Source organism: Pseudomonas iridis, assembly GCF_017980685.1.
GTDB classification, from domain to species: domain Bacteria; phylum Pseudomonadota; class Gammaproteobacteria; order Pseudomonadales; family Pseudomonadaceae; genus Aquipseudomonas; species Aquipseudomonas iridis.
This window is the reverse complement of the sequence record NZ_JACXXO010000004.1, coordinates 117,293-133,518: the sequence shown is the minus strand read 5'-3', so window position 1 is coordinate 133,518 and position 16,226 is coordinate 117,293. Positions and strand designations below refer to the sequence as shown.

4 protein-coding genes are annotated in these 16,226 nt (G+C 58.2%); all 4 read left to right on the top strand.

The features are described from left to right. Positions 1-430: 430 nt before the first annotated feature. The 4 genes from IEQ42_RS09825 (at position 431) to IEQ42_RS09810 (ending at position 16,167) form a co-directional block, all read left to right on the top strand. Positions 431-3,523 (top strand): Ig-like domain-containing protein, encoded by a 3,093-nt coding sequence (locus IEQ42_RS09825; protein WP_228731969.1) that lies wholly within the window; start codon positions 431-433, stop codon positions 3,521-3,523. A 148-nt stretch (positions 3,524-3,671) separates the two neighbouring features. After that, entirely contained in the window at positions 3,672-7,358 is a 3,687-nt protein-coding gene (locus tag IEQ42_RS09820) for a Tc toxin subunit A (protein ID WP_210703376.1), read from the top strand. A 30-nt stretch (positions 7,359-7,388) separates the two neighbouring features. After that, positions 7,389-11,471: a Tc toxin subunit A-related protein gene (locus tag IEQ42_RS09815; RefSeq protein WP_210703375.1), complete on the top strand. Its 4,083-nt coding sequence runs from the start codon at positions 7,389-7,391 to the stop codon at positions 11,469-11,471. Continuing rightward, positions 11,464-16,167, top strand: coding sequence for an Ig-like domain-containing protein (locus tag IEQ42_RS09810; RefSeq protein WP_210703374.1), 4,704 nt, complete (start codon positions 11,464-11,466; stop codon positions 16,165-16,167). Before IEQ42_RS09815 ends, IEQ42_RS09810 begins: the two co-directional genes overlap by 8 nt. Positions 16,168-16,226: the final 59 nt, after the last annotated feature.

The window sequence follows — 16,226 nt, the reverse complement described above, 5'->3', positions numbered from 1 at the left end:
CATTTCGCGACTAAACGAATGGGGTGGCGGCTGAACGCAGGTTAGTCGACCGGTGGAGAAATGAAGCCCGGCGCGCCCGGAGGCGCCCTGCGAACAGCCACCATCGAGTGCGGGGATAGGGAATACCCGACTGGATGACGCTTATACGCATCATTTCAACCACCGGGCGACTAAACCCGACCACTGATTGGCAGCGGCACGGATCAAGTTACGGGGCATCAGCAAAGCGCACAAGCCGGCGGATTCTGAGGGATGTGTAGGCAAAGGCGCAAGGCAACGTAGCCGCGTGTGGGTAGCTGAAGGACGCGACCGGATTGCGTTGTGGGAATAATTACCGTTAGTCGGGACTGTCAGATTTTACAGGTGCCCAGGAAATGATCGCGCTGTAGATAAGTTTGATCGTTAGAACGACTACAAAAGGAGCGCGGTCATGTCCGAGGATAAAGAGACAGTTTCCAATATGCCAAGTGAATCCACTGGTTATGAACTACTTCCCCCGCTCCAGGATTTTGGTGATAAAGACCCTGATAAACGCTACTGGAAACCTATCCAGTTTCCATACCCCAATCATAAATTACTGTTCGCCCCTAAATCGTCGGACCTGACGTTCAACATTCCAGCGTACGCAGGAGAACAACATCAGGTATGGATGAATTTTGTCAGTTCAAACTTTGAGAGAAAGCTCTTTGACGGGAGTTGGTTTTATGCAGTGGCCTGGAACACCGTCCAGATCAAGGATCTCCCGGAAGGGCCTGCGTACATTGACGCGCAGTGGAGGAAAGGTTCGGAATGGGCTCCCGAAACCACAATACTTGTGGAGGTGAGAACACCTGCTGCTTTTGATGCCGTCAGTGTGGCTCACACGACGGTTTCAGGTACTGCAAGGCAAGGCAGTTCCATCAGCCTTTTTCGCCCTGGCAATGGCTCCGCGGCATTGAGTGACACGGCTACGGCTGGCCCAAACGGGCGCTGGACCGTCAACCTGCTCCCGTCTGTGCCCAAAGGTCCACAGGGCTTTATCATCCGTGAGAACGTTCCCGGGACGTTGGGCCGATGGGCTGAGGCGACGATGATTACCGTTGTTTCAGCTGCTATCCACGAACCACCGATCGACGGGCTGTTGGGTGATTTTAGAGGTGATGGCATGCCGGGCATGACACTCATGGTGTTGGCTGCAGATGACCACAGTTTCGAATTGTCTGGACGCGTTCTGTCCGATCGCGCGGATTGGTACCTGCAGCTAAAACCCAACAGGCCACTGGTTGCAGGTCCTTTGAAAATCCAGTTGCAGTTTCAGTACGAAGGGCTGCCGGGATTACATTACACGACGCCAAGGACCGTGAAGGTGGACGTGCACCCTCGCATAACGGTGCCTGCAGCCAATTCGACTCAACCCGCGTCATTCACGATAGAGGGGATTCTCGGACACTTCGGCGCAGTAGTGGAAATACTGCTGGATACGGGCGATGTGGTTGGTAAAAGCGGGGTGCTGACGAATGGTGAATGGAGTGTTGATCTCAACGGGTTGGAACCAGGCAACAAATCTTTTGTGACTGAGCTGGTTTTCAAAGGTGTCCGCTACGGTCGCGGGGCACCTGTGGCCTTCAAAATCCGCCCAGCCAGAACTGACGATATCAAAGTCGAAATTATCGACAAATCGATAACCTTCTCTGGCACTGGCTACCCCGGTGCAACGGTCGTTATCACCGTTCCCGGTTCGCCGGTCAGCCTGCCACAGCCGGTTGTTGCTGCGGATGGCAAATGGGAAATCAAGGCGACTGACTTGCCGCTCGGCAAGCTCGCTGCAAGCATTTTGCAAAAGGTATCCGACAATGCCAGCGGCTGGATCGAGTCGCTGCCATACAACTTCGAAATCAACAATTCACTGCCCGACGTGTATGCCGTGAGTTCCACTGATGATTATCAGCCAACCTTCAGCGGCAAGGGTTTCACCGGTGCCACCGTGAAGATTTTCAACCCCGGCGGCGGCAGTCAGGCTGCCCCCGAGGTGGTCGTGCGCAATGGAGAATGGCAGAGCAAAGCCAGTCAACAGTGGGGGCCGACGCTCAAACGGGAAGTGCATATCAAGCAGTATCTGGACAGGCATCAGTCGCTTAATTGGGTCAAGCATCCCGTCACCATCGCGCCGCAGGCACCGACTATCGAGTTGCCAGTCGAGGAGGGTCTGTCACCCACCTTTAGTGGCACGTGCTGGCCGGGTGCCGTGGTGACAGTCAGCTTCAGCGACGACGCCACGACCTACCCAGCGACCGAGAACGCAGGCACCTGGGCCTTCCGCCGTCCCACCAGTTTCGTCCCCGATGTCACTCATGCCATCACCGTCACTCAAACCGTCGTCACCCTCACTTCGCCACCCGCGACGGAAGACTTTACGGTCCTGCAACCGATGCTCCAACCGCTGATCACGCACCCTGCCAAGGGCAGTAGTGTTGGTCGCGACATCACGGTGATGGGTAGCAAGGGTATGAAGGGCGCCACGATGCAGTTGTTCAATGAGCAGTTCGGTCGGCCCATCGGGGATGCGAAAGTGTTGGTGGCAGACGGGGAGTGGTCGATTGACCTCATGGCCCTCGACTTCGGTCTGTGCACCCTCTCTGCACAGCAGACGCTGAATAACCGGCCTTCGCTCAAGAGTGATCCGCACGCCTTCACCGTCGTTCTATTGCCGCCGCTGATCGAGGTACCCATGGAAAACGGTGATCTGCCGCGCATCTCCAGGCTGTCCGGGCTGGCGACGGCGGGTGCGAAGGTGCAGGTTTTACTGCAAGGCAGCGCCGAGCCTTTGCTAAGTAATGTGACGGTGGATGCAGAGGGGCATTGGGAGGGCGAGGTTACGCTGCCGGTGGGCGCCAAAGTCATTCGCGCCCGGCAATTTTTTGCGGGTAAGACGTCCGAAGACAGTCGCCCGTTGAGCTACAACGTCGTGCCTGCCGCGCCCTACATCGAAACCCCGGTGATCGGCGAGCATGTCGGCCGGCGAGTGGTGGTGTCGGGCTTCGGCATTGCGGGAGATACCGTCACCGTAAGGTGCGCAGACACGCCGCAGAGTACTGTGGTGCTGAGCGACCGCAGCTGGTCCGTGACGTACGATTTCGGTTCGCTCATAGCCGGGCAACAGGTGCTGCTGGTCGAGGCGTCGCTCGATATTTACACATCGGCGGCAGCACAAAGACCGTTCGAGTTGCGGACTTTCAAGCCCACCATCGACGAGCCTGAAGCGGGCCGTTGGGTCAGCCATCCGGTGGCGTTTGCCGGCCAGGGACGTGCGGGCAGCGGTGAGGTGGTGAGCTGGTACAACCCCGACATCACGTTGGTCAAGGCTGTGCCCGTGGTTGATGGAAAATGGCGCGGCGAGTCAACTCAACCGTTACCCGAAACGGCTAGCTGGTGCCGATTCCGCCAAACCCTCATCGACAGTTCAGATGGCGCAACGTCATCCGACTGGACCGACAGCTCGCGCTACGAGGTCGAGCCCGCACCCCTGTCGCGAAAACGGGAATGACCGGTCAAATCCGATGAATGGTCTGCAAACCTGTCAGATCTGACAGTAGACGCAAGTGTCGTTGAAGCGCCAAATCCCATTAACTGAATGTGTTGCCTGACAAGTCGTCAGGCAACACGGGTTTGTTGTGCTCTCAAGGAACCTGATCATGCCTGATCTGCGCCGCCCGGCCTTGCAACTGTTTGATCAGTTGTTTGAAGACGGACAGAAAGTACAAGACGTCGGCCTGCAAAACCTCGGTGCTTACCTCGAAGAGGGCGGCTCGATTTTTCCATTGGTGGAGCTGGGCGTCGAAGGTCTGGTCAGGACGCATCAGATGGGCGCCGAAGACGCTCGACGGTTTCTGCGCCGAGCCAACAGCATGGCGACTTACGTGCGACGCAGATTTATCGAGCATAAGCCGGGTGATGAGCAACAGGCGCAACCGGTGTCTAACGGCTTGCTGGCGATGGTTCAGGGACCGAGATTCGAGCATATTTTCAGGCCCCCTTTCGACCAGATGTGCCGCCCGGATGCACTGGAATCGCAGGCCTCACCCGTAGCCTACCTGGTTGACTTGCTGTGCTGGATACAGCAGAAAATCGAGCCGTATTGCGGTGAATTGCCACTGTATGGACTCCATCAGCGTCGGGCCGATCTCAAGTCGATACTGGTGGACTTCAATGCGGTTTACCGGTCGGTGCCTTCGATCGACATTATCGTGTCGGTGCTCGAAAAATTCATCGCCGCGCATCCGATTGAATCTGATCCCCAATCACCCGTGTCTATCGAGGATGCACTGATTGCCGCGCGTTATCCCAATGGCCTGCCTTACTACCAGCACTGGGTAACGATCGATGGTATCGCCCGTCTCAATGAACGGTCGGTTGGCGACTTTGCGCACACGGTCGATTTGTCCTACCCCTATTTTTCAGAATTTCTGGCATGGGATGGGCGCCCCGAAAGGGCGCTGACGCATGCTTCGCGGCTTGGGCCTTATCAGCGTCAGTTGCTGACCGAGCCTGCTGCCGACTTGGAGAAGCGGGACGCGTTTTACCTGGCTAACTACGGTGCAGAGGGGGTGGGTTGGCAAAACCTGAATCAGGTTGCGTATTTCGCCGACCGCACAAAACTCGACACACCCGGGGTCGAAAGGCTGCTATCGATTGACGATTTTGCACCTGTGCGTTCGGCCAATGTGCAATGGCCGGATGACGCCCCTGTTCCCGCGGAAAGTGGCCGTTCAGGGTCGGTATATATCAATGCCAACGGGCATCCAGGCATACATATCGAAAAAAGGCTCGGCGGGTCGGTATTTTTGAGTCGGCTCTCGGTCAACCCCGTCAATCAAGAGGGGCTGTCTGCCTTCGACCGCATGAACCGCATGGTGCGGCTGTGCAACTGGCTGGCACTGCCCAGTGACGAAGTTGACGTCATGCTCGCCGCCGCGATCAGGGCTGAAATGCGCGGCGGTGCGGATAAAGATGACTGGTGGATATCCAGCAATGTGGTGCATGCCCTTGGTCTGTTTCAGACGCTGCGCGAGCGCTACAACTGCACGGCGCCGGACTTTGCGGCACTGGTCGATCATTTGTCGATTTACGGGCGCGGTGAAGCCCTGTCGCAATTCGATCAGGTATTCAACAGGCAGGGTGGCTACCGCGAACCGCTGGTGCTGGATGACGGCACATTCCCGGTGACGCCGGCACCCGGTGAAGCCAACTTGACCATCAGTCAACTGTGCAGCGGCCTGGGCGTGGATACCCAGACGTATCAGTATCTGGCATTGACGGTGGCTCGGGCTCATGGCATTGCCGGCAACACGTTCAAGCGCAGCCTGCCGATTGTCTCGAGCTTCTATCGATTGGTGAAGCTGGCCCGTTTGCTCAACATCACGCCGGTCGAAGGCGTACTGATGCTGTCCTTGCTGGGCGGCGACGGTTGGCTCAACGGCGTGGCGGGTGATCCGATAATCAACTCGAAGTTGAGCGTTACGCCGGATGTGCTGAACATCATCGACGCTCTATTGGGCTGTGTGCAGTGGTGCCGCGACAACGACCTGCCGGTGTTGTGGGTGGTGCAACACGCCGCCGAACCGGCACCGGTCGGTGAAGCGTCAGATCAGGATCGGCAACTGTTTGATCAGATACGCAATCTGCTGCCGATGGCGAAGTTCTCCAACGCAACGGTATTGATGGCGGGTTTGCCTGCGGCCGGATCGGCGGACTGGCTGGACTTCCTGACCTCGAATGCCGACGGGATGGCGCCTGTGGTCGATGTCGATGGTCTGGTGCTGGCGGGCGAAGGCGCCCCGGAACAGTACCTGATTGACGTGCGCAAGCGACTCGAATGGGCGGTCGACAATGCCTTGGGCCTCCAGGCGCCGGAGCTGCGTGAATCATTTGTCGACGCGCTGTTCGGCGTTTTTCTGGACGCCAGGGACGCTCAAATCTCACTGGTGCAGGAAGTCCTGGCCGTGTATGCCGGCATTGCAGTGGAGCAGGCGATTCCCGTGCTAAACTGGTCAAACGCGACCGTTTACCAGTTCCTGCAACAGGTGAACGGACTACTCCAGTCGGACATAGAGTCATTCGGCCGTGGCCGCAGTCGCATCCCTGTACCCGATGCGTTACTCGGCCTGCTGGCCGATGTGCGGCGGCGCAGTGACGTAGTTACGCGGCTGGGGCTCAGTGCTGCGCTGCTGCTGGATTATCTCGATTACGGCTATCAGGCCTGGCTGGGACAGGTCAGCAAACATGAGTTCTCGATACGCACTCTTTATCACCTGACGACCCTGACCCGGGCATTTGACTTGAGCGAGCAGCCGCAACTGGAATTGCTCGACTATCTGCGTGACGTCAATTCACTGCCCGATCCATTGGGAAAGGACGCCATGACACTGGCGCAACAAGCTGCGGCGATTCGGCTGGCGGAATTTTTCGACTGGAGCGTACAAGAGGTGCGCGAATGCTTCAGCCGTGTTGATCCTGAGCTGCGCATTCTGAAAAACCTCAGCCAATTGGCGCTGTTGCTGCGCGTGCGCGAACTGTCTTTCAGCAGCGGGATGGATGCGTTGACGATTTTCCTTGTCGGCAATCTGCCCGAGACAGTCGACAAGGACGCGTATGCCGAGGCCGCGGAGCTGGCTCTGCTGAGCGAGTCCGGCGCGCATGCGCCACTGGCGCAGGTACCAGGGGATCTGGCGCAACTGGTGACGACTACCTGCACCCTGGAACCAACGGAAATTGTCGCCGGCTCCGGCGCCAAAACCATCTTCACGGTCACGGTGAAGGATGCTGCCGGGAAACCGTTGAGCGGTGTCCGGGTTAATTTCCGCGCAAGCCTGGGCAGCATCGAATCGGGCTTCACCCAGCCAGACGGGACCTTGAAGGCCACCTACACCGCCGGCAAAGAACTGGGCGCGGACACGCCGATTTACTGGCTGGATCTGTTCGAGCCGCAAAACGCCCCGACCATCAACCTCATTGTCGACCCAAAAACCCTCGAATTCACCGCGCGATTACTGTCGCCGGTGCCGCTGGACATTGTGCCGTCGGGGCAGGAGGTCGAGCTATACGCGACGCTGAAAGACCGCTACAACAACCTGGGCAAAGACGAGCTGGTGGACTGGGCGGTTGAAAGTGATGCGCCGGACAAGCGTGCTCAGGCAACGATCCGGCCTCGCCACGGATTCACCAATCAGGAAGGCCTTACGCGGGTGTTTGTCAGCAGCATTACCGGTGGGTCTTTCAGGTTCAGCGTGCTGTGCCACAAGGCCGAAAGCAAAGCGATCTTCGATGAAATTACATTTGCGAGTGAAGACCAGCGCAGTGAGACATCCCCTGCCCAGCGTTAACCCGGGATCTTCCCGCAAGGAGCAATCATCATGGCATTGAACGACTTTGGCGGCCTGCTGGAGAAACGCCGCGACGCGCTGCTTGAATACTGTATCGGCCAGGCAAGCCGGGCGGATTACCCGTTTGTGCAAAGCCCTGCCGACCTGTTCGAACTGTTGCGCATGGATCCACTGGACTCCTTTGCGGTGAAAACCTCTGCGGTGGCCGAAGCGACCAGTGCTGCGCAGCAATACATTCATGCGGTGTATCGCAAGCTGGAGCCCGGTTTTGCCCAGCATCAGTTCCCGAGTGAGGATCTTGAGCTGTGGCAGATCTACAACAATTATCCCGACTGGGCCGCGGCGCAGTTGATCACGCTGTACCCGGAAAACTATCTCAATCCATTCGTCCGTCAACGCAAGACCAGCCTGTTCCGAACGCTGGAAAACGACCTCAATCAGACGCGCCTGACCACCGATTCGGTGCAGGCGGCTTTGCGCAATTACTTGCAGGCATTCGAGCAGATCTGCGACCTGGATGTCATCAGCGCCTACATGGATGGCGCCACGCCGGACAAGGCCGTTTACTACTTCGTCGGTCGGCAGCGGGTGCAACCTTTCCAGTATTTCACGCGCAAGGCCGATATTGAGCTCACGCCCTCCAGCCTGACCGTCAATCCGGCGGCCTGGGGTGAATGGCAGGCTGCGGACATTCAACCGGTCGGCACGGTGCTGGATATCCGCCCGGTGTTGTGGAACGGTCGCGTGTGCCTGGTGTGGGCCGAGCTGGTCAAGGGGGCAGACGCGTCGGATCCGCCGGCCTCGTCCATAACGGACAAATTAAGCGTCAACCTGGCTTTCATGACACAGGGCGGTCAGTGGTCGGCGCCGTTGAATGTGTACAGTGCGGACGCCGGCCCTGCCGATGCCGATGATTTTCGCCTGATTGCAACGGTGTATATCGACCACCGCCATCCCAAGGGCAAGCTGGGGATCCTGATCGATGACGGCAAACAGGAGGGAAGCGAACCTGCGCCGCCGGAGAAGCGTTTGATCTACGACGTGCTGATGCGCCGCGATTTCACCGATGCGGGGGGCTGGCTGGATTCCGCAAGATTACGATTCGCCACGCCCGAGACGGTTCAGCATGCGCTGGGAAGCCACGTAACAGTGGTCAGCGAAGTCGCATCACCGGGCTCCATGTCCGAGTTTCTGGACCTGCAGGTTGCGGCTATGCGGGTGGGGACTGACGATGTAGTGACAGTCAATGGCCTTTGCTGGCCCACGGGGATGGCCGCTGGCGTTGATCCTGTGTTCGTTTTGAAGCTGGTCAATCCTGCGGAAGGGGATGCAGAGCCGATCAGTAAACCCTTTTCCCGCGCCGGTGACTGGGCGACCGAACCACTGACATTCAGGCGCCACGCGGGCTCCTGGCCAATACCGACAAAGTTCACATTGAAGGCAGAAATGCTCGAATACGGAGGCAAGGAATTCAGCCTTACAATTGTCGACCTCCCCAACTTCATACCGCCAGTCTTGTTGAAAAACACCCGAGACGCCGCACAGTTTCTATCGTTTCAACTGCCTTCACCGTACCTTGACTGCGTGCGCGCGAACACGCTGTTCGGCCCCGAACTTGTGCAGCGCTCGGCAGTTTCCACCGCCGCTGTGCTGAATTGGGATACCCAGTTCATTGAAGAACCGCCGCCCTACGGCAAGAGCATTTACGAACCCAATGGCGCCTTTGACGGGGCCAACGGTCTGTACTTCTGGGAGCTGTTTTTCTACTTGGCGATGCTGGTGGCCACGCGGTTGTCTGTAGAAGAGCGGTTTGCCGAAGCGCAGCAATGGCTGCATTACGAGTTTGATCCGCAAGCGACTGCCGATCTTTCCGGGGCCGCGCCGAAACCGGACTACTGGCGTTGCCGACCCTTGACCAATGACCTCGGCAATCCGGGCAGTGAAGCCTTGTCGCCCCTCGACCCGGATGCCATCGGCTTTGCTGCGCCCAGGCATTTCAGGATTTATGTGTTTATTTTTTACGTGAAAAACCTGATGGCCTGGGGCGATTGGTACTACCGTCAACTGACCCGTGACGCGTTGGTCGCGGCCAAGTTGTGTTACGTGCAAGCCGGATTTCTGATGGGCAAGGCGCCCTTGGCGCGCGCTGTCACGCGTTGGGAGACTGACACCCTCGGCAACCTTCTGGAGAAGAGTTGCACTCATCCTCAGCTTGAGCAATTCGAGCAAACGCTGGACTTCAGCCTGGCGGATGTCGGGCCCGGCTCCGATGTCCCCCCCCAGCTTGGGCTGTTAGGTAGCGAACCTTTCAGAAAACCCATCAATCAACCCTTGCTCGACCTGTTTACGGCGCCGGAGGAGCGGCTCAATACCTTGCGCAACGGCATGACCATTGACGGCAAACTGATGGACGTTCCGTTGTTCAGTCCGCCGACAGATCCCAATCAGTTGCTGCGTGATCTCGCCGCGGGTGGGGGCGGCGCGCCGCGCCCGATGGGGGGGCGGCTGGTGGTCAACGCTTACCGTTGGCGGGTGACGTATGAGGTGGCCTTGCGTGCGGTGCAGGCGCTGCAGGATTGGGGCGGGCAGGTGCTTAATCTGCTTGAACGACGTGATCGCGCTCAGCAGGAAGAATTGCAGCAGACGCACATGATGGAACTGGGTGACTTCGCCCAGCAGATGCAGGAGGAAGCTATCGCGCAGTCGCAAGCCAGCGTGAGGGCGCTTGAACAGAGTCGGGCCGTGGCGCAACAGCGCGCGGAGGCCTACGCACAACGTTACGAGGAAAATGTTTCGACGGTCGAATATGAGGTGATGACGGACCTGAAGCATTCCAAATCCTTGTCGTTGCAGGCCAAAATCCTCAAGCCCACCGGGGCCGTGATCGCGGCGTTACCGAAAATCTTTGGCATGTCCAACGGTGGCATGAAACCCGAAAATTCAATCGATGCGCTATGTTTCGGTCTGGAAATCGCCTCGTCGATTTTGCAGAACGAGGCCGACGTCAAGTCGACGACCGAAAGCTATCGACGTCGCCGTGATGAGTGGGGCTTGCAACGCGACCAGGCGCTGGCCGAAGTGGCGGCGATTGATGCGCAGATCGAGGCGCAGCGCCATGCGGTTGATGCAGCCAGAATCAATCTTGCGCAGACGACGCGGGCCAACGCGCAGGCGTTGGTCCTGTTCAACTTTCTGAAGAAGCGTGCGACCAATAGCGAGTTGTTCGGCTGGATGCTTGGCCAACTCAAGGCCCTGCATTACCAGGCCTACGATGCCGTGGTCAGTCTTTGTCTCAGTGCCCAGGCCTCGATGAATGCCGATACCGGCGATTACGATTCGCAGATACCCTTGCCGCAGGTGTGGCTGGATCAACGTCACGGCTTGACCGCCGGCGAGCATTTGCGTGCACATCTGCTGCGCATGGAGCGCGAACACTTGCAGCGCTATGAGCGGCGGCTGGAATTGGTGAAAACCGTTTCCCTGCGCAAGTTGTTCGATGACCCGATCGAGCGGCAGGTCGGTGTCGATAGTTGGGCGGACGCGCTCAAGCAATTGCAGAACACCGGCGAGCTGGAGTTCCAGCTGACCCAGTTGCTGTTTGATCGCGATCACCCGGGCCACTATTGCCGACAGATCAATTCGGTGGAAGTCGACCTGCCTGTTCTTACCGGGCCGTACGAGAACGTGCGGGCCACCCTGGTGCAGCTCGAAAGCAAGACCGCGACCCGAGCGACCACGCAATCGGTGCAGTACCTGCACAATCCCGTGACTGCGGCGCCTTCGGATGTGGTGATCAATCTGCGTAGTGGCCAGCAGATTGCCCTGTCAGCCGGGATTGCCGATAACGGCCTGTCGGCGATGCGACCTGAAGAAGGCTTGCTCAACCCTTTCGAACACACCGGCGCGGTATCGCGCTGGCTGTTGAGGTTTCCGTGGTGGGATAAAGAGCCGCAAGTGAGCATGTTGCAGTCTATTACCGACGCCATCATCACAATCAGGCTCACCGCCAAGGTCGGCGAGCCGACCTTCACCCAAAAAGTTGTGGACCTGATGACCCTGGCGGAAAGCGACGCGCAGAACAACATCGCTAAAGGAGCTGGTAATCATGAGTGAGCCGATCATTCAAGCAAACCGCAGCCTGGTCATCAACGGCGATTTCATCCAGGGTAAGGACAACTGGATACAGAAGGGGTTGGTGACTACCGGGGAGGAAAACTATGAGGGCGACAGAATCAAGTTGGTCAATATCACGAATGGCGCTTCACTCAGCCAGGACCTCGTAATCCCCAAAACACCCGGCACCGAGGCGCAATACAAACTGAGCTTTCTGGCGGAGACAGTGCACGAGGAACCGGCTTTGCTGATCATCTCCAAGGGCACGCTCACGCTGGCCGAGATCGAGCTCAAGCCTGCGCCGACGTTCAACCTTGAATACGCCCGGGAGCAAAGGGATGCCGGGCAACCACTGGACTTTCGACCGATTGAAAGCAAGCTGTCGCTCGATTATGAAGGGCTGGAAGGCGGCGATACCCTGAGCATCGAATTCAGAAGTCCGAAGAACCAGCAGGGCGACGATTACTCGAAACTCCGTATCGCCCGGGTCAACCTGCAATTGCATCTGGCTGCGCTGGAGCTGCAATCGGTGCAACTGGATGAACAGACCCTCGACCCTGGCAGCACGGTGTACCTGTGTCTGGGCGCTTCTCTCGGTGGAGAGCAGGGCGACGGTACGCGCTACGTGCCGCATCAGTTGTCCGTCAAACCATTGGACGACAATGCCTGGCTCGGCACCCGAATGGCCCTGACCAGCGTCGGCAACCCACTGGACGCGGTCAAGGCCAGGCCTGATTGGGGCGTCGAGCAGTCGGTCACGTCTGCGTGGTTGCTCGATTGCCCCGTGCCCGGTGAAGACAGAAGCTACAACTTCTCGATCAATCTGATCAACGAGTACAACGTTGCGCCCTGGTCGATCAATGTGTCCCTGGGACATCACCGCGTGGCCATTCGCGAGGTCCACGAAGCCGCGTATTACCCGGTGCTTGAGTATGCGCAGAGTGTGCGACTGGGTCTGCAAGTCACTTCCTTCTATACCGGTCAGCCGTTGCCTGGCCGGACCGTGACCTGGATGGTGCCCGGTCTTGACGAGCCATTTATTGGCACAAGCAATGAGCAAGGCTGGGCTTACTTCGATTTCACCCCGAAGACAGCGGGCGACGTGGTCATCAAGGCGTCGGTCGACAGTCCCTATTACGCCGCGGGTGTTGCAACGAGCAATTTTGACGTGAAGGTTTTGGCGACAGACCCCTGGAAGGATTTGCGCGCCGTTGTCGACGGAGGCGAAACACCGTGGGAGGCGTGCGGCTATCCCAATCGCGGTTCCGATTATTCATTGGGCGTGCGCTTGCCCGCCGACAGTCCCATGGCGGGAGCTGATCTGTCGTTGCACTGGAGCGGCGACGGGCATGAGCAACTTGGTGTCACGGTTAATCCGGCCCTCACGGAGCCGGTGCCTTTCGATGGCAATGACATGATCTGGACGCTGGGCTGCGAGGATCGGCTCAACGGTCGTTTCGCTGTGGCCCTGGTCTGTTCGAAGCTGCTTTTGCCGTCCCCCGACAAACCGATGTCGCTGGCACGCAACCGGATTCGGGTAGGGAAAGTGCAAGAGGCCAACAAGTTTCCGATAGTGGACGAAACGGAGAGTGTGTTACTGCGAGTACAGGCGGTGCATGAACTGGATCTCGGCGATGGTGATTCGGTGATCGGTGCGCTGGTGGACTGGATGATCCCCGACGGTGAGTCGGTGCGCAACGTGACCGGGGCGGACGGTTGGGCCAGTTTGCTGTATGCGCCGCAGACCGCCGGTGACCTGACCGTTACGGCGAGGGTTCGGGCGCATCAGGATGCTGTCTCGGTCGAGCGTGATTTTGCCGTCAAGGCCTATGCCACGAGCCCATGGCAAGGCGAAGTGGACATCCTGCTGGACGGCGAAGAAGTTGACCGCAAACAGCTCGGCGTGCTTTGCCGGCGTGGCAAGACTCATACCCTGAAAGTCTTGCCGCGCGTTGACAGTGAATGGGCGGGCAAATACGTCAGCCTGCAGTGGCGCGACGCCGATCCTGAGATTGGCCTGATACCGGCGGACCTTGGAACACCCAAGCCGTTGGTGGCCAGCGGAGTGGAGTGGGTACTGACCTCGGACAAAGCCAACAGTGTCAGCAGTCTGTTCGAACTGGAGCTGCGCCTGGAGGGGGTGGACAGGGTTCGGGAGTTGTCGGGGCGGCTGGTGTCTGATGATCTGACCGAAGACGTGGCGTTGATGCTCGATCAGGTCCACGCGAATCTGGATGACCAGCCGCTGCATCCGTGCCTCGGCGCTGCTCATACCTTCAATGTGATACCCGGCCAACTGAGCGCGCTGATCGGACTTGATGCGACTTTGTCCTGGTCAGGAACACCGCCCGAGTCGCTGGGCGCTACTGTCGAACCACCTCTGGATCATCCGCAACAACTGAGCGATGGCGGAGCGAGCTGGGTGGTGAATTTCACGCAAAGCCGGGAGCCGGGCGCGTTTTTTCTGAAGGTGCAAATGCCTCAGCTGGCGTTCAGCGCCGTCGCCAAACCCATGTCGCTGGCACACAACAAGCTGCGGATCGAGGCATGGCGCGAGTCGGCAGTTGATCCGGTGCTGAATCAGGCGCCTGCGAAGATGTGGGTCCAGGCGTTCTCGCAAGTCCTCGACTGTCCCGTCGCTGAGGCCAAGGTGAGCTGGACGACCGAGGAAGGCGTCCAGCACATCGACAGCGGTGCCGATGGCTGGAGCGGTTTTGACTTTGCGCCAGACGCTCCCGGGCCGCATACCGTTACCGCATCGCTGGTCAGTCCATTTGATGGTTATGAAGAACGTCAGCTGATGACGATCAATGCGCTGGACCGCGATCCGTGGTCAGATTTGATGCTTATATTTGATGGCCAGCCACCGGAGGCGTGGGGGGAGAAAACCTGTTTTCCCCGTCGTAAGGGCACTCACCGGTTGACGGTGATGGCGCCTCGGGGCAGCCCTTTGCTGGATCGCCAACTGACACTCGGCATGACCGGAACCGGCCCCGCAGCGTTGGCGATCCAGTTCACACCGCCAGTGCTCGGCGTTCCCAAGCTGTTCAGTTCTGCGGGCTACAGCTACGACTTTTCAGTGGGGGATTTGGCTGACGGCAGTTTTGCGTTCTGCCTGGCGTCCGAGCGCTTGGCCAGTCTGTCGCCGGCCAATGCGATGTCTGTGGGTCAAGGCGAGCAGGTGATGAAGATTGCTGAGCGCGAGCGCATCAATCGGACGCTGCTGTGGGGGGAGCAAGTATCGGAGCAAATCACCGTGGTCTCGACGATCACCGGCAGGCCGATGTCGGGCGTAGCCGTGACCTGGCGCAGTCCTGATTTTGGGGAGATGACGTCGACCACTGATTTTTACGGCGATGCGCGAATTCGCTTTGTGCCCGTCACACCCGGAGCCTTTGAGCTGACGGCCACGGTAGGCGGCACACTGCATGCGGATTCGATTTCGTTGCAGTTTAATCTCAATGAACCTCGGGAAATTCAGTCGTTGCAAAGCGATGAACCCAGCGGGCATCCGGGCCAGGAGGTTTCAGCATGGCTGATCGTGATTTCCGCGAGAACGGGTGAGCCGTTGGTTGACGTTGAAGTGGAATGGGAATACCCGGGCATCAAAATTGCGCCATCGACAACGGATCACGCCGGCAAGGCAGTGGTTAGGTTCAGAATTCCACCGATCAGGGAAGGGTGGTTGTCTGCCACTGTGAAGGGCGGCTATGCCGGGTCGCAGGTTCAAAGCATGGGGTTCATCGCCAAACCAAATCTGGACACCTGGCTGCAGGAGTTCACGCTTTTACTCAATGGCCAGGAAGTGGATTTTGACGGTGAACCGTTGGAGGTTGTGCGCGGGGTTGCCAATAAACTTGAGTTACGTGTCAGAAGTTACAGTTGGTTGATCCCTTGGGAGCAAGTAGCGCTTGAGGATCATGACGGGGCAGTGGCATCGGGACTTCAATTCTCCCCTGACCTGGAGGTCTTGCGCCCAGTGGACGGGAATCCTCTGTGTTGGTCCATGGCTACCGGTCTTCCCGGTACAAACCAGGAGTTCTCCTTGAAACTGACCAGCCCTGATATTCCGGATAAAGTGTTGGCGGCGAAAATAGTGGATGCCAGTCAACAATTTGAAGTGCTGTTCGACACGTTTTCCCACGAGCTTGGCGCTGCCACTGCGTACCCTTGTCACGGCGCAATTCATACCGTGCGCCTGCGGTTAATACCCGGCAGTCCGCTATCAGGCAGCCATGTGCAACTGAATTGGCAAGGGGAGAGTGCAGAAAGCCTCGGTGTGGTGGTGACACCTGGACTGGACGTCAAGCATCAACTTGACGGGGAATGGCTGACCTGGACGCTCGACTGTAAAAACAGTACCAGAGACGCCAAGTTCTCTTTGGCGCTGACGGCGAGCGATAGCAACTGGACGGCATCACCGTTAGCCATGTCGTTGGGGCATAACCTGGTCACCACTGAGCGGTGGCATAAAAATTATGATGGGCCGATACATTACTACGACGAGTACGGAATCAGAGCAACCTCCAGCTTTTTGAATACGCCTGCAGAAGGTGTTGAAGTCGTTGCTTCCCGAAGCCATGTACCCTCACCAGAAATCACGCTCACTGATCAAAAAGGAGAAGTCATTCGTCCGGTCGTGGATGCAGTCGTTTACTTCAGTATTAAAAATCGATACGACGGTACTGATGTGTAGCCATGGTTTTGGCGCGTGATATGAATGCCTCTTTCACTCGAAAGGGGCGTTTTGCTATC

Excerpts from the sequence above, each read along its gene's own strand:
- IEQ42_RS09815 (WP_210703375.1), top strand. The coding sequence starts at position 7,389 with ATGGCATTGAACGACTTTGGCGGCCTGCTGGAGAAACGCCGCGACGCG.
- IEQ42_RS09820 (WP_210703376.1), top strand. The coding sequence starts at position 3,672 with ATGCCTGATCTGCGCCGCCCGGCCTTGCAACTGTTTGATCAGTTGTTT.
- IEQ42_RS09825 (WP_228731969.1), top strand. The coding sequence starts at position 431 with ATGTCCGAGGATAAAGAGACAGTTTCCAATATGCCAAGTGAATCCACT.
- IEQ42_RS09810 (WP_210703374.1), top strand. The coding sequence starts at position 11,464 with ATGAGTGAGCCGATCATTCAAGCAAACCGCAGCCTGGTCATCAACGGC.